The 21583-nt window shown below is 63.9% G+C and carries 19 protein-coding genes and 1 pseudogene; 7 read left to right on the top strand and 13 right to left on the bottom strand.

Features of this window, described 5'->3' with window-relative positions; translation table 11 throughout:
* Positions 1-6: 6 nt before the first annotated feature.
* Positions 7-522, bottom strand: coding sequence for a DUF2141 domain-containing protein (locus IPF76_RS01405; protein ID WP_293838639.1), 516 nt, complete (start codon positions 520-522; stop codon positions 7-9).
* A gap of 134 nt (positions 523-656) precedes the next feature.
* On the opposite strand from IPF76_RS01405, the pseudogene lptF reads away from it, so the two are divergent.
* Positions 657-1876: pseudogene (lptF, locus tag IPF76_RS01410) on the top strand (LPS export ABC transporter permease LptF).
* Between the two features lies 1 nt (position 1877).
* A complete protein-coding gene (gene lptG, locus IPF76_RS01415) occupies positions 1878-2975 on the top strand; it encodes an LPS export ABC transporter permease LptG (protein ID WP_293838642.1) in 1098 nt (365 codons plus the stop codon).
* A 183-nt stretch (positions 2976-3158) separates the two neighbouring features.
* Here lptG and IPF76_RS01420 read toward each other — a convergent pair whose 3' ends face one another.
* Positions 3159-4265: a fatty acid desaturase gene (locus IPF76_RS01420; RefSeq protein ID WP_293838645.1), complete on the bottom strand. Its 1107-nt coding sequence runs from the start codon at positions 4263-4265 to the stop codon at positions 3159-3161.
* 119 nt (positions 4266-4384) lie between these two features.
* Here IPF76_RS01420 and IPF76_RS01425 point away from each other — a divergent pair, with 119 nt between their 5' ends.
* From IPF76_RS01425 to IPF76_RS01435, 3 genes are all read left to right on the top strand, one after another.
* A complete protein-coding gene (locus IPF76_RS01425; protein ID WP_293838648.1) occupies positions 4385-5551 on the top strand; it encodes an N-acetyltransferase in 1167 nt (388 codons plus the stop codon).
* 64 nt (positions 5552-5615) lie between these two features.
* Positions 5616-7046, top strand: a complete 1431-nt coding sequence (locus tag IPF76_RS01430; protein WP_293838651.1) for a DUF1800 domain-containing protein — start codon at positions 5616-5618, stop codon at positions 7044-7046.
* A gap of 3 nt (positions 7047-7049) precedes the next feature.
* Entirely contained in the window at positions 7050-8171 is a 1122-nt protein-coding gene (locus IPF76_RS01435) for a DUF1501 domain-containing protein (RefSeq protein WP_293838654.1), read from the top strand.
* Positions 8172-8240: 69 nt separating this feature from the next.
* Here the strand turns inward: IPF76_RS01435 and xth are convergent, their stop codons facing one another.
* From xth to IPF76_RS01470, 7 genes are all read right to left on the bottom strand, one after another.
* Complete coding sequence (gene xth, locus IPF76_RS01440) at positions 8241-9011, bottom strand: exodeoxyribonuclease III (RefSeq protein WP_293838655.1); 771 nt, start codon at positions 9009-9011, stop codon at positions 8241-8243.
* Between the two features lie 39 nt (positions 9012-9050).
* Positions 9051-9392, bottom strand: coding sequence for an iron-sulfur cluster insertion protein ErpA (gene erpA / locus IPF76_RS01445; protein WP_293838656.1), 342 nt, complete (start codon positions 9390-9392; stop codon positions 9051-9053).
* 98 nt (positions 9393-9490) lie between these two features.
* Positions 9491-10192: a M23 family metallopeptidase gene (locus tag IPF76_RS01450; RefSeq protein WP_293838657.1), complete on the bottom strand. Its 702-nt coding sequence runs from the start codon at positions 10190-10192 to the stop codon at positions 9491-9493.
* Between the two features lie 114 nt (positions 10193-10306).
* Positions 10307-11098 carry a ferritin-like domain-containing protein gene (locus tag IPF76_RS01455; protein WP_293838658.1) on the bottom strand — a complete coding sequence of 264 codons (792 nt, stop codon included), beginning with the start codon at positions 11096-11098 and terminating at the stop codon, positions 10307-10309.
* Position 11099: 1 nt separating this feature from the next.
* Positions 11100-11567: a peroxiredoxin gene (locus tag IPF76_RS01460; protein WP_293838659.1), complete on the bottom strand. Its 468-nt coding sequence runs from the start codon at positions 11565-11567 to the stop codon at positions 11100-11102.
* Between the two features lie 39 nt (positions 11568-11606).
* Positions 11607-14306 (bottom strand): bifunctional [glutamine synthetase] adenylyltransferase/[glutamine synthetase]-adenylyl-L-tyrosine phosphorylase, encoded by a 2700-nt coding sequence (locus IPF76_RS01465; RefSeq protein ID WP_293838660.1) that lies wholly within the window; start codon positions 14304-14306, stop codon positions 11607-11609.
* Between the two features lie 144 nt (positions 14307-14450).
* On the bottom strand, positions 14451-15245 hold the full coding sequence (locus tag IPF76_RS01470; protein WP_293838661.1) for a response regulator: 795 nt from the start codon (positions 15243-15245) through the stop codon (positions 14451-14453).
* A gap of 197 nt (positions 15246-15442) precedes the next feature.
* Between IPF76_RS01470 and IPF76_RS01475 the strand changes: the two genes are divergently transcribed.
* Positions 15443-15613 carry a NepR family anti-sigma factor gene (locus IPF76_RS01475; RefSeq protein WP_293838662.1) on the top strand — a complete coding sequence of 57 codons (171 nt, stop codon included), beginning with the start codon at positions 15443-15445 and terminating at the stop codon, positions 15611-15613.
* Between the two features lie 2 nt (positions 15614-15615).
* Here IPF76_RS01475 and tgt read toward each other — a convergent pair whose 3' ends face one another.
* From tgt to IPF76_RS01490, 3 genes are all read right to left on the bottom strand, one after another.
* Positions 15616-16740 (bottom strand): tRNA guanosine(34) transglycosylase Tgt, encoded by a 1125-nt coding sequence (gene tgt, locus IPF76_RS01480; protein WP_293838663.1) that lies wholly within the window; start codon positions 16738-16740, stop codon positions 15616-15618.
* Between the two features lie 193 nt (positions 16741-16933).
* A complete protein-coding gene (locus IPF76_RS01485) occupies positions 16934-17422 on the bottom strand; it encodes a hemerythrin domain-containing protein (protein WP_293838665.1) in 489 nt (162 codons plus the stop codon).
* A 58-nt stretch (positions 17423-17480) separates the two neighbouring features.
* On the bottom strand, positions 17481-19670 hold the full coding sequence (locus IPF76_RS01490) for an EAL domain-containing protein (protein WP_293838667.1): 2190 nt from the start codon (positions 19668-19670) through the stop codon (positions 17481-17483).
* 207 nt (positions 19671-19877) lie between these two features.
* Between IPF76_RS01490 and IPF76_RS01495 the strand changes: the two genes are divergently transcribed.
* A complete protein-coding gene (locus IPF76_RS01495) occupies positions 19878-20057 on the top strand; it encodes a hypothetical protein (RefSeq protein WP_293838669.1) in 180 nt (59 codons plus the stop codon).
* Between the two features lie 487 nt (positions 20058-20544).
* Here the strand turns inward: IPF76_RS01495 and queA are convergent, their stop codons facing one another.
* Entirely contained in the window at positions 20545-21582 is a 1038-nt protein-coding gene (gene queA, locus IPF76_RS01500; protein ID WP_293838671.1) for a tRNA preQ1(34) S-adenosylmethionine ribosyltransferase-isomerase QueA, read from the bottom strand.
* Between the last annotated feature and the right edge of the window lies 1 nt (position 21583).

A 21583-nucleotide genomic window follows, 5' to 3' on the forward strand; every position in this document is an offset into this window, starting at 1 on the left:
AAGTCCCTATTCGACCGGGTCGAACGACAGGCCGTTGACGTAGTTCAGCACCACCGGCACGCGCTTGGTGGCGCCGCCGACGGCAAAGCTGACCGTCGCCAATTTGGGCTTCCGCTTGAAGATGAAGTCGGTGACCTTCATGTCAGGATTGCCCGACAGGCCCGCACCATCGCTCCGGTCCGATTTGCCGTTGCCATTCAGGTCGTGGCGAACCGACACGACATAGCTACCCGGCTGCTTCACCGGTACGCAAACCGACATCGTGCCGCTGCGCGATACAGGAACATCAACGCGCTCGATCCACCTGCGCTTTTCCAGATAGTTGCTGTTCGCGCTGTAAATCTGCACGCGCAGCGTTCCGGTGCGCGCCTTGAAACCGCGCACATCGACCTGAACTGCGGTGGCATTGCTGTTGCACAGCGCTGCCGCCGGACCCAATGCCGCACCCTGCGCCGCGACGGGCGCGATCAGCGCTCCGGCTGCGCCAGCGGCGAGCAGGCCGGCGAGAAAAATTTTCGACATGACCTCAATACCTCCAGAGGTTATAGCCACGCCAGCGAACGCAAATTAAAGACGCTGGCACGGGTCCCTGTCGCCCTTGCATCGGCATATCGGAACCATTTGCGGCCAAATCATGGTGATGGGGCGACGAAAGATTGAATAAGCTGCCTGCCATCGACCGCTACATCGCGCGGCTCATCTTTTTCCCATGCTGGGTACGCTGGTCTTGTCGGCGATGCTGCTCGTGCTCGAAAAGATGCTGCGTCTGTTCGATTTCGTCGCGACCGAGGGTGGGCCGGTCAGCGTTGTGTGGCGGATGCTGGCGAACCTCATCCCCGAATATCTCTCGCTGGGGATCCCGATCGGACTCATGCTGGGGATTCTTCTGGCTTTCCGGAAACTTGCAACAACAAGCGAGCTCGACGTATTGAAAGGCGTGGGAATGAGCTTCGGACGCCTGATGCGCGTGCCTTTTGCCTTTGCAATCGCGCTTGCGGCGCTCAACCTGGCGATCGTTGGCTTCATTCAACCGGTCGCCCGCTACGCCTATGAAGGGCTCCAGTTCGAACTGCGCTCGGGCGCGCTCGGGGCGTCGATCAAGGTCGGCGAGTTCACCAAGCTGGGGGACCGGATGACGCTACGGATCGAGGAAAGTTATGACGACGGAAAGTCGCTGCGGGGCATTTTCGTGCGCGGCGACAACAAGGACGGGCAGCGGGTGTCGGCGACCGCAGCGCGCGGCCAGTTCCTTGCCACCGATGATCCGAACACGATCATCCTGCGTTTGACGCAGGGGGTGTTGATCCACGAATCGCCGAAATTTTCAGTGCCGCGCGTGCTGACCTTCGACAATCACGACCTGCCGATCCCGCTGCCCAAGATCGAGGCGTTCCGCCTGCGCGGCGGGGCCGACCGCGAAATGACCATCCCTGAGCTGTTCGTTGCGGGCAAGGATCAGCGTCAGTCCGAGCAGACACGGCTCGAATCGCGCGCCAATTTTCACTTCCGCATCGTCGAAGTGATGTCGATGTTCCTGATCCCGCTGATCGCAATAGCGCTGGCGATCCCGCCCAAACGGTCAACCTCTTCGCTCGGCGTGTTCCTGTCGATCGTGCTGCTGGTGACCCAGCACAAGATCAATCAATATGCCGAGGATATGGGTGCTCGCGGGGTGATGGACCCGCTGATTGCGCTGTGGTTGCCGTTCCTGCTGTTCGCGGCGCTGGCGATCTGGATGTATTATGTTGTCGCGCATGTCCCGGGCGGCCAGCCGATCGGCGCGTTGGAGCGGGTCGCGGCGAAGGCAGCGCAAAAGATTCGCGGCCTGCTCATGCTGTTCCAGCGCAAGCCACGGGTCGTGGAAAGCCTGGCCTGATATGCACCAGCTCCACTTTTTTCCGTCGCGCACGATGGCGCTCTACGTCGGCCGGCTGTTCCTGATCCGCTCCTTTTCGATCCTGTTTGCGCTGGTGCTGATCCTGCAAACGCTCGACCTGCTTGGCGAGAGCGGCAAGATTCTGGCCGTTGCGGGCAACAGCGATTCGGACGTCTGGCGTTATGTCGGGATGCGGCTGCCGCAAATTATCGAGACGTTTCTGCCCTTTTCGGTGCTGCTCGGCACGATCCTGACGCTGATCACGCTTAACCAGAACAGCGAGGTCGTCGCGATGAAGGCGTCAGGGATGTCCGCGCATCAGGTGCTCGCGCCCTTGTTCCTCGCCGCACTGCTCGTTGCTGCGATCAGCTTTGCCTTCAACGAACGCATCGTCACCCGTTCGACCGCCGCGCTCGGCGCCTGGCAAAAGGTCGAATATGCCCAGATTCCCAGGGACAATGGGGTACGAAGCAATATCTGGGTTCGCGACGGCGACAATCTGATCAACGCGACGACGGTCGAAACCGGCGGGCCGGCGATCATCTTGCGCGGCGTCACCATCTATGAACGCACCGGCGGGGTGCTATCGTCGATGCTGAAAGCCGACAGCGCGCGCTCGGTCGCGGGCGGGTGGGAATTGTCGGGCGCGACGCGCTTCCTGCGCCGCTCAGGCACAGTCGAACCGCTCGGCACGATCATCGCGGCGAAGAATGTGCGCCCTGACCAGTTCACGCTGGCGCAGGTCGATGGCGACGAACTGCCCTTCTTGCAGCTCCGAGCGGCGATTGCCGATCTTGAGGCGGCGGGGCGGCCGGTCAACGCACTGAAAGGCGTGCTCTGGCACAAGATCTCGGGGCCGTTATCGGCGATCCTGATGCCCCTGCTCGGCGCTGTCGCCGCGTTCGGCCTTGCGCGTTCGGGCAAGCTGTTCATCCGCGCGATCTTTGGCATGGCGCTCGGCTTCGCCTATTTCGTCGCCGACAATTTCGCGCTCGCGATGGGCGACTTGGGCGCCTACTCGCCCTTCCTCGCCGCGTGGGGGCCGTTCATCCTGTTTGCGCTGATCGGTGAGATGATTTTGATCAGGACCGAGGAATAATCCGGTTTCGACCGAAAGGCGGACCCTCCACTGTCGTCATCCCGGACTTGATCCGGGATCCATCCGCCCTCTCAGCCAAAGAAGTGCAAGGGGACTTGGACCCCGGATCAAGTCCGGGGTGACGAAAACATGAGGGCCGCTTGACCAAACCCCCAAGGCCGGCATTCGGCAATCGCCCGATGCTTAAGCCGCCTTGCCCCGCGCCGACCCCGCAACCAGATTCATCACAAGCTCCGGCAGGCTGCCGTAATTCGCGCCATGATATTGCGAATCGGTCGGCAGCGCGTCCTTCAGGCGGCGGTGCGCCTCGGGCAGCGCATGATAGGGGACGCCCGGCAGCAGATGATGCAGCGCATGATAGCGCAGCCCGACCGGTGCCCACAGCTCGGGGAGCAGGCCCGGTGGAGGCACATTGACGCTGTCGAGGAACTGGCCCGTCACGGTCAGCACCGCGCCGTCGTTTTCCCACAGATGCGCCACCAAGGTGCGGATCTGATTGAGCACCAGTGTCGCCGCAGCGATCGCGCCGAAGATCATCAGCGCGCGCAGCGGAATCCAGCCGAACACGCCAGCGGCGATCAGCAGGCTCGACCACGCCCACGCGCCGCCTTCCTGCCACGCCCACATGCGGCGGAACGCGCCGTCGGGCGCTTTGCGGCGGAACAGCGGGTTGATGATCATCCCCGAATAGCGTTCGACGACAATCCGGCGCAGCGGGGGGATCAGGAACGACAGCGGGGTGAGGACCGCGTATCGGAACAGCAACGCGAGCGGGGCAAAGGCTGCGGCGACGACGAACAGCGGCACCGTCCACGGCTTCATCAGCGCGAGCGGCAGATATTCGGGATCGTCGACCGTGCCATATTTGGTGCGGTTGTGGTGCAGGCTGTGGATGCCCTCATACATGTATGACGGGATCAGCAGCGGCACACCGACGAGCAGGTTCCAGCCGAAGCGAAAACCCGGCAGCGCATTCTTGCGGATATGGGTGAGCTCGTGGATGAAGCTGCCGGCACGGTAAAGCGCAAGAATCGCAACGAAAGCGGCGGCGATCGCCCACCCAGCCGTCGGCGCAAAAATCGCGCCCGCGACGCCGGCATAGCCGATCAATGCCGACGCCATAAAATCGGTCCAATAGATGCCCGGGCTGGGCGTGACGAGGTCGCGCGTCAGCTCCGACGCCGCGCGGATCATCGCCATATCGTCGGCGATCGCCGACTTGGGCGTTTTAACGGTCGACGGAGCGAAGGGAGTCGCGACCCGGTCGGCCAAGTGATTGATCGTCGTCATAACCTGCACTCTTCACCATGATTTCGTGGCAGCAAAATGGCCAAATGCGGGTCGCCAGCGCTGCCACTATGCCCTAATGCGGCCTCACCGATATAGGGTTGGCATCGCAGGAAACCAGTATGAGCGGACATTCGGACGGCCCAATCACCATCCACCCGGTCAAGAACAAGGGCGACAAACGCGAGTTCGTCGAGCTCGCCTTTCGTCTCAACCGCGGCGACCCGGCGTGGGTGCCGTCGCTCAAGGGCGAGGTCCATAACCTGCTCACCCCGGGCAAGAATCCGTGGTTCGAGCATGGCAAGGCGCAGCTATTCCTCGCGCGCCGCAAGGGTCGCACCGTCGGGCGAATTTCAGCGCATATCGACGAACTCGCGCTCGCCCAGACCGTCGAACAGGGCATGGGGCCGGGCACCGGCAATTGGGGCCTGCTTGAAGCCGAAAACGAAGAAACGACGCGCGCGCTGCTCGTCGCCGCCGAGGACTGGCTGCGCCGTCAGGGCATGCATCGCTCGCTCGGCCCGCTGTCGATTTCGGTGTGGGACGAGCCCGGACTGCTCATCGAAGGCTTCGACAACCGCCCGACGGTGATGATGGGGCACAACAGCCCGCTCTATCGCGGATGGGTCGAGGGCACCGGCTATCGCCCGATCAAACAGCTGATCAACTACGACGTGTACGTCAAAGAAGGCTTTTCGCCGCTGGTGAACCGCATCGTCGCGGCTGGTGAAAAGAACGCGCGCATCCGGGTGCGCAAGGTCGACAAGAAGAATTTCGACGCCGAAGCGGCACTGATCATGGGGCTGCTCAACGACGCCTGGTCCGACAATTGGGGTTTTGTGCCGCTGACCGACAGCGAAATCGCTTTTGTCGGCAAGAAGTTGAAGACGATCGTGTTCGAGGATCTGGTCCGTGTGGCCGAACTTGACGGCGAGGCGGCGGCGTTCATCATAGTGCTGCCCAACATCAACGAATTGCTGATCGACATGGACGGCTCGCTGCTCCCCTTCAACTGGGCGCGATTGCTGTGGTGGCTGCGCAAGCCGAAAAGTCGCACGCTGCGCGTGCCGCTGATGGGGGTCGCCAAAAAGCTGCAGAACAGCCGCATGGCGAGCACCCTCGCCTTTATGATGATCGAACTCATCCGCCGCGACGCCGTGCGTGATTATGGGACCGAGCGCGGCGACATAGGCTGGGTGCTCGACGATAATCAGGGAATGAAGGCGGTTGCCGAGGCGATCGACGCCAAGGTCAACCGGGTTTACCAGATCTACGACAAAATGCTCTGAACCCTGGGACAGGTTTGCGACAAAATTGGGCCAACGTGCGTTTGGGCCGCGGAAAGGCATTGTCATGGCAGTCCAATATCTTGCGGCCAGTCGCTTCGGCCTCGGTCGCCGGTTTGACGATCCAGCGATCAGCGATCCCAAAGCGTGGCTGACGCGCCAGCTCGGCGATTATGATCCTGCGCCCGCCGCAACCGCGGGGCTCGCCGGGCGCACAGCGATCGCGACCGCCTATGTCGAATATCGCGAGGATCGGCAGGCGATGCGCCGCGAGTCAGCCGACACGCCGATGAGCGAAGAAGAAAAGGGCATGGGCCCAGAACTGCGACGCCTGTCGCGGTCGACGATCCGGCGCCATTATGTCGACGCGGCGGCGGCGCGGCTGGCGGCAGCGGTCGCGACGCCGACGCCCTTTCCCGAACGGCTCGTCCATTTCTGGGCCAATCATTTTGCGGTGTCGGCCGACAAGCAGACGGTGATCGGTTTTGTCGGCAATTATGAAAATGAAGCGATCCGGCCGAACATCATGGGCAAATTTGCCGACCTCCTGATCGCCGCGGTGCGCCATCCCGCAATGCTGCTGTACCTCGATCAGGCGCAAAGCTTTGGCCCCGACAGCCCTGTCGCCACCCGGGTGCGCGACCGCGGCAGGCGGCAAGCCCCGGGACTTAACGAAAATCTGGCGCGCGAGATATTGGAGCTGCACACTCTTGGGGTGCGGACGGGTTACACACAGGCCGATGTGACCGCTTTTGCCAAGGCGCTCACCGGCCTCACCGTCGCCGGACTTGGTCGCGGCGTAGGGCAACGGCTGATGCCGGCCGATGCCGCGCCGGGCGCCACAGTGTTTATCGCACCGCTGCACGAACCCGGCGCGCAAACCGTTGTGGGTCGGCGTTATGACGCCGCCGGCGCCGCTCAGGGCGAGTCGATTCTGCGTGACCTTGCGGTTCATCCGGCCACCGCGCGGCACGTCGCGACCAAGCTGGCGCGCCACTTCACCGGCAACGAACCGCCGAAATCGCTGGTCGATCGGCTCGCCGCTGATTTCCTCAACAGCGGCGGCGATCTGGCGTCGCTGTATCGCCTTCTGATTACCTCATCCGAACCGTGGGTCGCCGCGCCAACGATGTTCAAATCGCCGTGGGACTGGACGGTGTCGATGCTGCGCGCGCTGAAAATCCCGGCGCTCGGCGAAAAGCAGAATGTCGCCGCGATGTTCACCCAGCTTGGGCAGCCAATCTGGCGCCCCGGGTCGCCCGCGGGCTATGACGACAAGGTCGCGACCTGGGCCGGGTCGGCCGCGCTGATGCAGCGCGTCGAACTCGCCAGCCGCATCGCCGGGCGGATCGGCGACCGCGCCGATCCCCGCCAGCTCGCGCCGCTCGTCCTTGCCGACGCACTTACCCCCGAAACCGGCCGGGCGATCGCGCGCGCCGACAGCCCGGGCCAGGGCATTGCGATGCTGTTCGCCAGCCCGGCCTTTTTGCGGAGATAGACGATGATCCTCTCACGCCGCTCGATCCTATTGTCGGGGATCACCGTCGCCGCCGCGGGCGCACTCCCCGGTTTCGCCTATGCCGCCGCGGGCACCCCGAAACGCCTGGTCTTCATCATCCAGCGCGGCGCGGCCGACGGCCTCGGGATCGTCGCGCCGACCGGCGACCCTGCCTTCGCCGCCGCGCGACGCGCGATGGCCGACGAGACCGCAGGCGGTGCAAAGCTCGACAGCATGTTCACGCTGCACCCCGCGATGGCGACCACCGCGGGCCTGTTCACGGGCAAGCAGGCGCATTTCGCCCACGCGGTCGCCACTGGCTATCGCGACCGGTCGCATTTCGACGGGCAGAATATGCTCGAGGGTGGCGGGTCGCGGCCCTATGGCCGCGACACCGGCTGGGTTGGGCGGCTGCTGACGCTGCTCCCCGCCGCCGAACGCGACGCGATCGCGATCGCCCCCGCAGTGCCGCTCGCGCTGCGCGGCACGGTTCAGGTCGGCACCTACGCGCCCAGCCGGCTGCCGCAGGCCGACAGCGACCTCATCGCGCGACTGACCGCGCTCTATGCCGACGATCCACTGCTCCATCCTTTGTGGGACAGCGCGGTCAAGACGCAGGAGCTGGCGAGCGACATCGGCGGTAACAACGGCCGCAACGGCGCCGATCTCGGTAAGCTCGCCGCCTCGCTGATGCTGCCTGCCGACGGCGCACGCGTAATGATGGTCGAAACGGGCGGCTGGGACACGCACAGCGGCCAGCGCGGCCGACTCGCGGCGCAGCTGCGCGGGCTCGATCAGCTCGTCGCCGCGCTCCAGACGGGTCTCGGGCCTGCGTGGGCGGACACACTCGTTCTCGTCGCCACCGAATTCGGCCGGACGGTCGAGGTCAATGGCACCGGCGGCACCGACCATGGCACCGCATCGACTGCGATGCTGCTCGGCGGCAGGCTGGCTGAGGGTGGAGAAATTTCGGCGGATTGGCCCGGACTGGCGTCGTCCGCACGCCTCGACGGTCGCGACCTCAAGCCGACGCGGTCATTGGAAAGTGTGATCGCCGCAGCGGTCGCGCATCATTATGCCTTCAGCCCGACGCGCGTGATGACGACGCTTTATCCCGACGCCTGAACCCAAGATCCAGCGTCCTTGCTTCGCTACGCGCGCAAGGACGCTTCGATTAGACTAGCACAGCGCGCTTTACGCCAGAACCGCCCATGTAGGCGCATGGTCGCTCGCTTTTTCGCGGCCGCGGTGATCCTTGTCGACCCCGGCGTCGACCAGCCGGTCGGCAAGCGCCGGGCTGAGCAGCAAGTGATCGATGCGAAAGCCATGATCGCGCTGCCAGCCGCCCGCCTGATAGTCCCAGAAGGTCCAGACGTGGCCGCCGGGATGGCGGCTACGGATCGCGTCGGTCCACCCGTCGCCGAGCAGGCGGAACCAGGCATCGCGCGATTCAGGCTGCATCAGTGCGTCGGTGGCCATGGCGCGCGAATCCCACACATCGTCGTCGTGCGGGATGACGTTGTAATCGCCGGTCAGGATCGTCGGAATCTCGGACGCAAGCAGGAATTTCGCGCGCTCGCGCAGCCGCGCCATCCAGCGCAGCTTGTAGTCGAATTTCGGCCCTGGCTGGGGGTTGCCATTGGGAAGATAGATCGAAGCGACGCGCAGGCCGTGAACATCGGCCTCGAGATAGCGCGACTGCTCGTCTTCTTCCTCGCCTGCGAGGCCGCGCTGCGTTTCGACCGGCTGGGTGCCTTTGGCGAGGATCGCGACGCCGTTGAAGCCCTTTTGCCCATGATAGAGAAACCCGTAACCCGCCGCCTCGATCTCCTTGGTCGGCATGGTTTCGTCGCTCGATTTCAGTTCCTGCAAACAGGCAACATCGGGCTGTGTTTCCTCGAGCCATTCGACGAGGCGCGGCAGACGGGCCTTGATCCCGTTGATATTGAAGGTCGCGATTTTCATCGCGCACCTATGCCAGCAAGCACGGCGCGGCGAAAGGCGTCAGATCGAGAAGCTGGACCCGCAGCCGCAGCCCGAGGCCGCGTTAGGATTCTCGACCTTGAACGACGATCCGCCCAGCGAATCGACGAAATCGACGATGCAGCCGCGAACAAGGTCAATGCTGACCGGGTCGACGACCAGCTTCACCCCGTCGGTCTCGGCAATGATGTCGTCGGCGTCGATACGCTCCGCCAAGCCGAAGCGATAGGTGAAGCCCGAACAGCCGCCGCCATCAACGGCAAGGCGCAACGCCGCGTCGGCCTCACCCTTACGGTCGGCGATCCAGCGGACGCGCGCCGCAGCGGCGGGCGACAGGGTGATAGTGGAAAGCTGCGTGGCCATGGTCGTTAGATAGGCGTTCTGAACCAAATGAAAAGGGCGCCGCGACGGTTGACCCGCCTGGCGCCCCTCCTCTCCGACCCAGGAAAGCTCATATAGTCTTATTCAGGACCGCCCATCGCGACATTCTTGCCGGTGATCGCTGCGATCGCCATCTGATCCGACCGCACGAACGGCATCGGGTTGACCGGTGCGCCTTCGATGCGGACTTCATAATGCAGGTGGTTGCCGGTCGAACGGCCGGTTGAACCGACGTAACCGAGGACGTCGCCCTTCTTGATCGATTGGCCGGGAATGACGACGTAAGAAGACATATGGCCGTAGCGCGTCTGGATGGCGTTGCCATGTTCGACTTCGACATAATTGCCGTAGCCGCCAAGGCGCTGGGCGCGGCCGACGATGCCGTCAGCGGTGGCGTAAATCGGGGTGCCATGCGGCGCCGGGATGTCGATGCCGTTGTGCCGGGCGACCTTGCCGGTAACAGGGTGGACCCGCATGCCGTACGACGACGACAGCGACATCTGGTCAATCGGGCGGCGCGACGGCACCGCAACGCCGATCGAGGCGGTCAGGCCGGTGTCGAGGCGCTTCCAGGCTTGGAAAATGGCGCGGGCTTCGCTGTCTTCGCCGACCGACGGAATGCCAGCGGTAAAGCTGTCGTCATCGGGTTCGTCAGGAGCGATAATACCAGCATCGGCGCTGGTTTCAGCGGCTTGAACAGCCGGAGTGGCCAGAGCGAAACATGCTGCGGCGCAGACGATTGCGACTTGATGCAACTTCTGCGTCAGAAAAGTGTTTATCAAAATACGACCCCGCGTGTGCCATGTCGCCAAAGTCATAAGAAGGCCTTGGCGCCGGTGTTTGTTGGTTTGGATGATTGCTCATCCCCCGCGGAAGCCTGTGTGCTGCCCCAATGGTTAAGACGCAATAACAGCATAGTATTCTTGCGTTAAACCGGCGTCGTGGCGCGCCGAGTCGTTGAACGGAGCTTTGATCGCCCCGCGAAAGCGCGCTTTGACGAGCGCATGCCACGTTTCAACGGCGTTGAATCCCCGTTCGTCGCACAGCCAGCCGAACCAGGCTGTGCCCGCGCGCACATGGCGGATTTCATCGCTGTAAATACGCGATAAAATCTTCGCCGATGACTCGTCGCCTGCAGCGTGAAAGCGCTCAACCGTTGACGGTGTGACGTCGAGTCCGCGCGCTTCGAGCACCATCGGCACGATTGCGAGCCGCGCCAGGACGTCATCCGCAGTGTCCTGAGCCGATTCCCATAATCCGGCGTGTGCAGGAAGCGCGCCATAATAGCTGCCAAGGGCGCGCAAGCGCCGGTCGAGCAGCGCGAAATGCATCGCCTCGTCGGCAGCGACTCCGATCCAGTCATCGACGAACTCACGCGGAAATTGGTTGCCGAACCGACCGAGCAGATCGACCGCGAGATCGATCGCGACGAACTCGATATGCGCGAGCGCATGGAGCAACGCGATCCGGCCCCGTTCGGACCCGCCCTTGCCGCGCCGCGGCATCCGGTTAGGCGCGAGCAGTGCGGGCGCGGCCGGCCACGCCGGCTGATCGGGCATCGGCGTGTCGCAGCGATGTTCGAGCGTCCCCTGCCGCCAGGCACGCGCCATGCTGCGCGCCGCGCGGCGCTTGTCGTGCGGGCCCGCCGTCAGCAGGACCGCACGCGCGGCTTCACCCAGGGACTGCATGTCAGAGCGCTTTTGCCGCCTCCAGAACCGCGTCGGCATGACCCTTCACGCGCACCTTGCGCCACTCTTGGGCCAGCTTGCCATCGGCACCGAACAGGAAGGTCGACCGCTCGATGCCCATATAACTGCGGCCGTAATTCTGCTTTTCGACCCAGGTGCCGAACGCCTCGCACACCGCGCCCTCCTCGTCCGACGCGAGGCGAACCGTCAGGCCATATTTATCGCGGAACTTGCACAGTTTTGCGGGTGCATCGCGCGACACCGCAAGGATCTGTGCGTTCAGTTTCGCAAATTCGGGCGCAAGCCGCGTGAAATCTTGCGCTTCGGTCGTACAGCCGGGCGTATCCGCCTTGGGATAGAAATAGACGACCAGCGGCGCGCCCTTCACTGCGGCAAGGTCGATCGCCGCGCCGTCGGCGTCCAGAAGCTTCACTACGGGGAAAGCATCTCCGATTTGGGGCGCGCTCATTTTATCGTCTCCTTGATAAATAGGGACAGTTCTTATTCATTATTCTGCCGTGGGCGGGCGAATCGACGCCCACCAGTTGGCGATCTCCTGCCGCGCCGCATCGTGCGCGGCAAGCAGTTGCGGCCAGCCGGGCTCGCCGCACTGGCTCGCCACCAGCTGACGCGCGGCGGCGGTCGGCGGCTCGCCCTCGGGCGCCGTGAGGCGCAGCATCACGAGCATCCGCGCGAGCAGACCGTGCGCCTCGATCACCTCGGGCGCGACGAGTCCCACCGCCTTCATGCACGCGAGCGCCGCGGCGATATTCGGGTCGTGGCATTGTCCGCTCACCAACTGTGTAACCTGCATCGCGAATTCGAGGTCGACGAGCCCGCCCGGCCCGCCCTTGATGTCGAGCGCGCCCATCGCGGGCTTGTGCGCCGCGATCTTGCCGCGCATCTCGGCAGCGTCGGCGGCGAGCTTTACCGGATCACGCTGAATCGTCAGCAGTTCGGCAATGATCCGCCCGACCTCGGCGCGCGCCTTGTCCGACCCATAGACCGCCCGCGCGCGGAGCAGCGCCATATGCTCCCACGTCCAGGCTTCCTCGCGCTGATAGCGTTCGAAGCTGTCGAGCGTCACGACGAGCGGCCCCTGCGCCCCCTGCGGGCGCAGCCGCGTGTCGACGTCGTAGAGCTTGCCCGCCGCGGTCGGCACCGACATCGCCCCCGACACGCGCTGTGCGAGGCGGTTGTAATAGGTCGTCGCGCCCAGCGGACGCGCGCCGTCGGATTCGGCGAGATGGTCGCCGGTGAACAGATAGATGAGGTCGAGGTCGGACGCATGCGTCAGGGCGCGGCCGCCGAGGCGCCCGAGCGCGAGCACGACCAGTTCGCTGTCGGGGACGACACCGTGCGCCGCGACGAATTCGGCGACCGTCGCGTCTGCGAGCACCCCGAGCGCCGCTTCGGCCAGGTCTGAATAACCGCACGCGACGGTCAGCGGGTCGGTCGCGCCCGCGACAAGCTGCGCGCCATAGGCGAAGCGCCGCTCGCCGACATGGTCGCGCACGCGGTCGAGCACGCGCTCATAGTCGAGCCCAACGAGCCCCGGGCCCCATTCGGCGCGCAGCTGGGCCACGTTCGCCGGCGCGTCGAACGCCCGCTGATCGATCAGCCCCTCGATCAGTTCGACGCGCACGCCGAGCGCGTCGGCGAGCGTCGGCGCGAGCGACAGGATGCGCGTCGCGATCCGGGCGAGCGCGGGTTGCGCGCCGAGCAGATGAAAGAAATTGATCGCGCTCGGCAGCCCCGCGACGAGTTTATCGAAGCGCGTCAGCGTCGCGTCGGGATCGGGCGCCGCGCCGAGCGCCTTGATCAATTCGGGCAGCATCGTTTCGAGCGCGTCGAGCGCCGCCGGGCTGCGCAGCGCGCGCAGCTTGCCGCCGCGCCATTCGGCGATTGTGCGCAGCGCCGCTTCGGGCGGATCGAAGCCCGCCGCGATCAATTGGGCGGCAAGGCTGTCGTCGTCGCGGGGCAAGCCGGTCGCGACCGCGCGCTCGGCGACAATCCGGTCGTAACAGGCGCCGACGTCGGCGGCGACGGGTGCAAGCATCGCGAGCAGCGCAGCGCCGTCGGCTTTGCCGTCGAGCCGCGCAACGCCGTCGAGCGCGGCGGGCTGAATCGGCAAGCAATGCGTCTGCTGGTCCTCGACCATCTGCAAACGGTGCTCGATCCGGCGCAGCGTCGCATAATGGCCCGACAGACGCGTCGCGACTTCAGGCTCGATTCGCCCCGCCGCCGCGAGCGCCGCGAGCGCGTCGACCGTCGCGGGGACGCGCAGCGACGAATCGCGCCCGCCATAGATGAGCTGGTGAACCTGCGCGAAAAACTCGATCTCGCGGATGCCGCCGCGCCCGCGCTTCAGGTCGAAGCCCGGGCCGAACGCCTGCCCCTGCGCGAAATGATCGCGGATGCGATCGCTCATCGCGCCGATTTCCTTGAGCTGGCGGAAATCGAGGCTGCGGCGCCAGATGAACGGCTGGATCGCGGAGAGAAATTGTTCGCCGAGCGCGCGGTCGCCCGCCGAGGCGCGCGAGCGGATGAACGCTGCCTGCTCCCATGCCAAGGCTTCGGATTCATAATAGGAAATTGCCGCATCCACCGGCAGCACGATCGGCGTCACTTCGGGATGCGGGCGCAGCCGCAGGTCGACGCGCAGGACATGGCCGTCGCCGGTGCGCGCCGACAATATTTCGGTCATGCGCCGCGCGATTCGCACCGCCGCCTCGCCCGGATCGTCGCGCGACCGACGCGGCAGCGTGTCGGGGTCGAAGATCAGGATCGGGTCGATGTCGGAGGAATAGTTGAGCTCGTGACTGCCGAGCTTGCCGAGCGCGATCACCGAAAGCCCGCGCGCTTCCTCCCCCGGAATGCGCTCGGCAAAGGCAGCGTCGAGCGCGGTATCGCACGCCTGATCGGCAAAGTTCGACAACAACCGCGTCGTTGTCGCCACATCATGTTCACCCGACAGATCGCCGAGCGCGAGCAGCAGCGCGATGCGGCCGCGCCATTGGCGCAGCGCGCGCATGATGTCGTCATCGACAGGCGGCGCGGAGACAGCCGAAAGCGCGGCGTTAGTACCGTCGGTCAGGAAGCGCGTGACGTCATCGGGGTTGAGTTCGGCGAGCCGCGCCAAAAATGGCGCGTTGGCGGTGAGCCGGTCAAGCGCCGAGTGGCGGCTGGAAGGGTCGAGGATTGTCATCGAACGCCGCTATCGCTCGCACCCAATGAGGTAGCAACCCCCGCCCCGTCATTGCGAGCGTAGCGAAACAATCCAGAGCGGTTTACGCGGGCTCTGGATTGCTTCGCTATGCTCGCAATGACGGCTTTTCCATCTGGGCCTGCCTCAGGCGGGAACCGTGTTTTCGTCGAAGAACAACACCTGCGAAATCGCCGCGCGCAGCGTTGCGGGCTGGTACGGCTTGGTGAGCAGGAACGCCGGTTCGGGACGATCGCCGGTGAGCAGCCGTTCAGGGAAAGCGGTGATAAAGATGACCGGCACCTTCAGCGCGGTCAGGATTTCCTGCACCGCCTCGATCCCCGAGCTGTTGTCGGCGAGCTGGATGTCGGCAAGGACGAGACCCGGTTGATGCTTCTGCGCCTCGGCGACGGCTTCGCGATGCGTGGTGGCAACCGCAACAACGTCATGGCCGAGGTCGCGAACGATCATCTCGATGTCCATCGCGATGATCGGTTCGTCCTCGATGATCAGGATGCGCGCGCGGGTCTGACGGTCGATTTCGTGGGTCGCCTCGGCGATCAGCGTCTTAACGTCGTCGGTATCGCGGCCAATGATGCGGCCCGTATCCTCGGCATTGAACCCTTCCACCGCAGTCAGCAGCAATGCCTGCCGGGCCAGCGACGGAATGCGGCGTAACCGCGCGTCGGCGATTGCGATGTCGGTCAGGTCGGCGGTGTCGCCAGCATCGGCAGCATTTGCCATCAGGCCGAAATTATCATGGACCATCCGGTACAACTGAATTCGCAGATCATTGCCGGTATCGACAGCCGCGGGATCTGCGACCAATGTTTCAAGCAAACGCGCGACCAGCGCGTCGCCATTCTGCTGGCTACCTGAAATCGCCCGACCATAACGTCGCAAATATGGAAGATGCGGGGCGATCGCCTGACCCAATGACATAAATTTCCCTCCTGATGCGGGTCTTAACCCGCCGAAAACCCAGCAAACACGGCTCACAGCCGCACTCGCCGACATAATTTCACCCCATGGGAACGATTTAGCCGCAAATTAGTTTCATGGGGAAGAACAAACGCGCCATTGCGGTTTGATAAATGCGCGGTTAGCAACAGGCCCCATGTTCAGCGGATGCCCCGATAATGTCGTCTAAGACCGGTTCGCCACGCGGCGTGACTTCGGCGAAGGACGCGGAAAAGAAATCTTCCACCAAGGGACAGGACGTCAATGGCGCCCTGCGCCGCGCTTATGAATCGACCGTCGATGAGTCGATTCCGCAGACTCTGTTGGACCTTCTCAGCAAGCTTGACTGAGCTTATCGCCGGTAGCGCGCGTCAAAATCGCTTTGAAATGCTGCGAATTTTCCGGCCGCAATCGCATCACGCATCGCCTGCATCAGCGCCTGATAGAAATGCAGATTGTGCTGCGTCATCAACATCGCACCGAGCATCTCGCCCGATCGCACGAGATGATGCAGATAGGCGCGCGACCAGGTTGAGCACACCGGGCAGCCGCACGCCGCAGCGAGCGGCTCCCGATCGTCAGCAAATCTGGCGTTGCGAATATTGATTGGGCCGTCCCAGGTAAACGCCTGTCCGTTGCGCCCCGACCGCGTCGGCAGCACGCAATCGAACATGTCGACCCCGCGCGCGACTGCGCCGACCAGATCGTCGGGCTTGCCGACACCCATCAAGTACCGCGGGCGGTCGGCGGGTAGCTGCGCCGGCGCATAATCGAGCACGCCGAACATCGCCGCCTGCCCCTCGCCGACCGCCAACCCGCCGATCGCATAGCCGTCGAATCCGATGTCGGTCAGCGCCGCCGCCGATCGGGCGCGCAATTTTTCGTCGAGCGAGCCCTGCTGGATGCCGAACAACGCTGATCGCGCCGCATGCTCGCCGCCCGCATCAAACCCGGCGCGGCTGCGCGACGCCCAGCGCATCGAGCGTTCCATGCTCGCCTCAGCGCGCTTGGCATCGACGCCGTTCGGCGGGCATTCGTCGAACGCCATGACAATATCGCTGCCCAGCTGCCGCTGGATTTCCATCGACCGTTCGGGGGTCAGCATATGGCGCGAGCCGTCGAGGTGGCTTTTGAAAGCCACGCCCTCTTCGCTCTGCTTGGTCAGCGCCGACAGGCTCATCACCTGATAACCGCCGCTGTCGGTCAGGATGGGCCGGTCCCAAGCCATGAACTTGTGGAGGCCGCCCAGCCGCGCCATGCGTTCGGCGGTCGGGCGCAGCATCAGATGATAGGTGTTGCCGAGGATGATGTCGGCGCCGGTGGCGCGCACTTCTGCGGGGCGCATCGCCTTCACCGTCGCGGCGGTGCCGACGGGCATGAAGGCGGGGGTGCGAATTTCGCCGCGCTGCATCGCGATCACGCCGGTGCGCGCGGCGCCGTCGGTTGCGGCGATCGAAAAGGCGAATCTGTCGGTCATGGCGGGCGCCTATGGCGGGGAAGGCGCCGAAAGTCGAGCGCTAGGCCGATCCTCCCCGTCGCGCAGCCATGGGCAGGGGGAGCGTCGCCGAAGGCGATGGTGGAGGAGCGGCGACAGCAGCGCTAAGGTCGCTCCGCCACCGCTGCGCGCTGCCAACGCCCATGGCTTCCCCACAGGGAGGATGGGGACTTGGCTATTCCTTATCGTCCTCGCTCGACGGCTCTTCGGCCGCCGCCTTGGCCTTTTCCTTCGGCTTTTCCTTCTCGAAAATCGCCGCGAGTTCCTTCTTTTTCGCCTCGGACAAGCCCTCCTCGGCCTCGGGGAACATCTCCTCCTCCTCCTCGTCGATATGGTGGAGGTAACGATGCTTCATCGTGCGGAACCGTGTCAGCCAGCCGGTCGAGGCAAAATCCATCTCGTAGAGCTCGGTGAGCATATCGTCGATTTCCTTATGCTCGGACACACTGTGCTGCGCGTCCTCGCGCAGATCGGGCTTGCCGAGCATCGTCGCATAGAGCGACATTTCTTCCGACGCAGCGTGCGCGGTGACCTCGACGCGGAACGCCTCGAACAGTTTTTCGCGCTCGGAGCTGTCACCTTTGGTTTCGTCGATCTGGTCGAGCAATTTGCGGTGCCGGTCGTGATCGGCCTTCAGCCGCGCAAAGATTTTGGTTTCGGCCATGTTCGTCTCCTGTTTCGGAGCAGAACGGGCGATCACGCGGACGGTTCCCCGCCGTCAATCAGACGGCTTTCCAGTCGCTCGTTGTCGTAAACATCGGCAACGCCATCGCGGCGGTCGATTGCGTTGCTGCGGCGATCAGATAGGGGGACACACGGTGGCGTGTGCACAGCCCGCCATTGCCGTCGCTGACCATCGTCTGTTCGAATTCAACGCCCTGCTGGTGCTTCATCGACCGACGAACGGTGGCGGTGACCAGTTGGCCTTCGCCGAAATCGATGACGAACTGGGTACCAAGTGGCACGTCCAATATCCCCTCGATAAAAGCGCCGGTCGACGACAGGTTGCGGATGACGACATCGTAGCGGTGATTATCATGGATCGCCCCGACCTTGCGGAAGAGCGAAAATCGATCGTTGCGCTGCCGTGCAGGGCCAGCGGGCTTGATCGTCCACGATCCCGCCTCGGCATGATCCAACAGCTCGGCATGCGGCACCGGCTTGCTGTAAACATAGCCCTGCACATGGCTGACATTGAGCTTACGGATGAGTTCTAGCTGATCGAGCGATTCGATGCCTTCCGCCGTCGTCTCCATTTCGAGCGCCTCGGCGAGCGCGACGATCGCCGCGATGATCGCGCCATTGCGCGATCCGGCGACCGTGGCATCGCGCACAAAACTCTGGTCGATCTTGATCTTGTCGAACGGCGCGGTCTGAAGGTAGCTTAGCGACGAATAGCCTGTGCCGAAATCGTCGAGCGCGAGGCGGACGCCGAGCCCCTTTAACGCCTTGAACATTTTGGCCGTGTCGGCCGAATCGCCGAGGAAGACGCTTTCGGTGATCTCGAGTTCGAGCCGATCGGGCGCCAGCCCCGTTGTCGCCAACGCATTGGCGATGATCTTGGGCAAATCGTCGTTCGCAAACTGGATCGGCGATACATTCACCGCGACGCGCATGTCGCCTGGCCAATTGACCGCATCCTCGCACGCTTTGCGCAGCACCCATTCGCCGAGCGGCCAGATCAGATTGGCTTCCTCGGCGATCGGGATGAAGACGCTAGGTGAGATTACGCCGCGATCGGGGTGCGTCCAGCGAATCAGTGCCTCGACCCCCGTCACCATGTTCGACTTGGCATTGACGACGGGCTGGTATCGCAGTTCCATCTCTCCGCGGACCAGCGCGTCGCGCAGATCGTCCTCGAGCGCGCGGCGGATCTCGGCAGCCTGATGCAAATCGCTCGAATAGAAGCTGAAGCGGCCGCGCCCATTGCCCTTCGCGGCATAGAGCGCCAGGTCGGCGTTGCGCACGAGATCGTCGCTGCTCAGGCCGTCGAAAGGTGCAATCGCCACCCCGACCGATGCCCCTATGATACAACGGCTGCCCTCGACCGAATAGGGTTGCGACAGGCTGGCGATGATATCGGCGGCCATATCGCCGAGCTTGCCGCGGTCCTCGAGGTCAGGAAGGATGATCTGGAATTCGTCACCGCCCAGCCGGCTGACCATTTCCTTGTCACCGACAATCTTGAGCAGCCGCTGAGCAACCTGTTTGAGCAGCGCGTCGCCCGCCGGATGGCCGAGCGTGTCGTTGACCTGTTTAAAACGATCGAGATCGAGCAGCATGATCGCGCAGACGCGTTGCTGCTGGGCAAAGGCGGCGAGCGTGGAGTCGAGTTTTTTTGAAATGTTGAAGCGGTTGGCAAGCCCGGTCAGCGAATCATAGAGCGCCAGCCGCGAAGCATCCTCGGCCGATCGGCGCTGCGCGGTGATGTCCGTACCGCTGCCGCGATAGCCGGTGAACTTGCCGCTGCCCTCGAACTGCGGCCGTCCCGAAATCGCCCACCAGCGGTCGTCGCCCTCGAACGCGCTGCGCAGTGGCAGTTCGTCGAACTTCGACTGTTTGGTCAGCAGGAACGGCAAGGTGCGTTGGCGTTCGCCGTGGCTGTCGACCGGCAGGAACAATTCGGTAAAGCTCGTTCCGAGCAATTGCCCACTGGTCCGCCCCATCAGCCGCGCGACCGAATCGGTGATATAGGTCAGCTGCCCCTTGGCATCGGTCGACCAGAACCAGCCCTGCCCACTTTCTTCGTAATTCTGGAGCAGGAGCAGTGCTTCGCGTGTGTGCAGGTTCGGCACGACGTCGCCCCGCTGTTTGCCGATGCGCGATCCGATCATGCCAAAAAAGCCACGCTGGCTGTCATCGGCTCCATCATCCCGCCGCTCGTCGGAATCGATCCGCGATGGCACTTCCATCAAATCAAACTCTTGCTGATCCCCACATTGCATCCGATATGCGCCCAATGCCTTGCGATATTGTAAATAAATGGGCAACCACATGCCCGGGACCATTCCTGCCGCGGAACGACAACGCAGGAGCAAATTGTTAACCAGCGTTGGCGAACGCATGGCCGCACTGTTGCCCCGCCCCCCCTAGCTCCGCTCCGCCGACCAACGCGCGCAATGTCAATTCCAGCAGGTATCGACACAATGGCGCCATTCGGCACCAAGAGCAGCCGCGCGCGACGAAAACTTCGTCTGCAATTGCAAGGAACCAAGGCGAGCGGCATCGAGGTCGAAGTGCTGGTGCATAATATTTCGGCAGCAGGACTATTGCTGGAAGGCAACGCTGGCGCTTGGTGACGCGATCGAAGTCGCCTTGCCGCACGCTGGCGCAACCGCCGCCAAGATGATCTGGGTCAGCGGCATCCATGGCTGCCAGTTCGATACGCCCAGCTCATCTGTCACGCTCGGCGCCGCGCAATTGTGCGCCGTCGTTGCCGCGGATCGCGGCGCGGCGCTAGATCCAATGCGCATCCAACCGAAGCCTTTGGCGACCGGCTGCATCGGCTGCACATAATCAGGCGGCTGACCTACGGACATAGCCGCCGATTCAGGCGTTAGCGAACCTTCCATCCCGGCGTGGAAAGAGGTTGAGGCACGGCCCAAGGCTGATGAATCGATACGCGTGCAGCGCTGCTTGGTGCAGAGGCCACCGAACTGCTTGGGATCGACGAACCGAAACGCCCTCGACGTGGTCGCGCGCGCCAAAGCGCAGCTTGCCGACGCCGCCGACGTCAGCGCCGACAACGTCAAAATCATCATCGAGATTTAACCCGCGCGGCATTGCTCAAGCCGAGTAATCGGGCAGCAGCAAGCTGGCATCACCATAGCTGTAAAAACGGTAATCGTTGGCGATGGCGTGGGCGTATGCCGCCTGCATCGTCTCCAGTCCCATCAGCGCACTGACCAACATGAACAGCGTCGAGCGCGGCAGGTGGAAATTGGTCATTAGACCGTCGATCGCCTTGAACCGGTAACCGGGGGTGATGAAGATCGCGGTGTCGCCGGCGAAGGGCGCAATCGTGCCGTCATCCTGCGCCGCGCTTTCCAGCAAGCGCAGGCTGGTGGTGCCGACCGCGATGATCCGGCCGCCAGCGAAACGCACGGCGTTGAGCCGCGCCGCGGTGTCGGCGTCGATCCGCCCCCATTCGGCGTGCATCACATGGTCTTTGGTGTCATCGGCCTTGACCGGCAGGAACGTGCCGGCGCCGACGTGCAAGGTCAGTGTCTCGGTGGTGACGCCCGCGGCTCCAAGCGCGGCGAGCAGGCTGGGCGTGAAATGCAGCGCCGCGGTCGGCGCGGCGACAGCACCATCTTCGCGCGCAAACATCGTCTGGTAATCGGCGCGGTCGTCGTCATCGGTGGGGCGCTTGCCAGCGATATAAGGCGGTAGCGGCATCGTGCCTGCGCGTTCGAGCAGGACGTCGACCGGCTCGTCACCTGCAAAGCTCAGGATAAAGCTGCCATCGGCCAGTCGTTCCTCGGCCAGCGCCAAAACATTGGCGCCGAAATCGACCGTCTCGCCCACCCGCAGCCGTTTAGCGTTGCGAACGAACGCTTGCCAGCGGCGCAGGTCGATCCGCTTATGCAGCGTCGCGCCGATTTTTGCGTCGCCCCTCCACCCCTCTAGTTGGGCCGGGATCACGCGGGTATCGTTGAACACCAGACAGTCGCCGGGCCGCAGCCACGCAGGCAGGTCGCCGACCCCCGCATCGATGATGGTTTCGCCGTCGACCACGAGCATCCGCGCCGTATCGCGCGGTCGCGCTGGCCGCAGCGCGATCCGTTCGTTGGGCAGGTCAAAATCGAAGGCGTCGACGCGCATG

The organism is Sphingopyxis sp., from assembly GCF_016704835.1.
In the GTDB taxonomy this organism is placed as follows: Bacteria; Pseudomonadota; Alphaproteobacteria; order Sphingomonadales; family Sphingomonadaceae; genus Sphingopyxis.

Coding starts and splice junctions, on each gene's coding strand:
- IPF76_RS01405 (WP_293838639.1), bottom strand. CDS start 522: ATGTCGAAAATTTTTCTCGCCGGCCTGCTCGCCGCTGGCGCAGCCGGA.
- lptG (WP_293838642.1), top strand. CDS start 1,878: ATGCACCAGCTCCACTTTTTTCCGTCGCGCACGATGGCGCTCTACGTC.
- IPF76_RS01420 (WP_293838645.1), bottom strand. CDS start 4,265: ATGACGACGATCAATCACTTGGCCGACCGGGTCGCGACTCCCTTCGCT.
- IPF76_RS01425 (WP_293838648.1), top strand. CDS start 4,385: ATGAGCGGACATTCGGACGGCCCAATCACCATCCACCCGGTCAAGAAC.
- IPF76_RS01430 (WP_293838651.1), top strand. CDS start 5,616: ATGGCAGTCCAATATCTTGCGGCCAGTCGCTTCGGCCTCGGTCGCCGG.
- IPF76_RS01435 (WP_293838654.1), top strand. CDS start 7,050: ATGATCCTCTCACGCCGCTCGATCCTATTGTCGGGGATCACCGTCGCC.
- xth (WP_293838655.1), bottom strand. CDS start 9,011: ATGAAAATCGCGACCTTCAATATCAACGGGATCAAGGCCCGTCTGCCG.
- erpA (WP_293838656.1), bottom strand. CDS start 9,392: ATGGCCACGCAGCTTTCCACTATCACCCTGTCGCCCGCCGCTGCGGCG.
- IPF76_RS01455 (WP_293838658.1), bottom strand. CDS start 11,098: ATGCAGTCCCTGGGTGAAGCCGCGCGTGCGGTCCTGCTGACGGCGGGC.
- IPF76_RS01460 (WP_293838659.1), bottom strand. CDS start 11,567: ATGAGCGCGCCCCAAATCGGAGATGCTTTCCCCGTAGTGAAGCTTCTG.
- IPF76_RS01465 (WP_293838660.1), bottom strand. CDS start 14,306: ATGACAATCCTCGACCCTTCCAGCCGCCACTCGGCGCTTGACCGGCTC.
- IPF76_RS01470 (WP_293838661.1), bottom strand. CDS start 15,245: ATGTCATTGGGTCAGGCGATCGCCCCGCATCTTCCATATTTGCGACGT.
- IPF76_RS01475 (WP_293838662.1), top strand. CDS start 15,443: ATGTCGTCTAAGACCGGTTCGCCACGCGGCGTGACTTCGGCGAAGGAC.
- tgt (WP_293838663.1), bottom strand. CDS start 16,740: ATGACCGACAGATTCGCCTTTTCGATCGCCGCAACCGACGGCGCCGCG.
- IPF76_RS01485 (WP_293838665.1), bottom strand. CDS start 17,422: ATGGCCGAAACCAAAATCTTTGCGCGGCTGAAGGCCGATCACGACCGG.
- IPF76_RS01490 (WP_293838667.1), bottom strand. CDS start 19,670: ATGGAAGTGCCATCGCGGATCGATTCCGACGAGCGGCGGGATGATGGA.
- IPF76_RS01495 (WP_293838669.1), top strand. CDS start 19,878: ATGTCAATTCCAGCAGGTATCGACACAATGGCGCCATTCGGCACCAAG.
- queA (WP_293838671.1), bottom strand. CDS start 21,582: ATGCGCGTCGACGCCTTCGATTTTGACCTGCCCAACGAACGGATCGCG.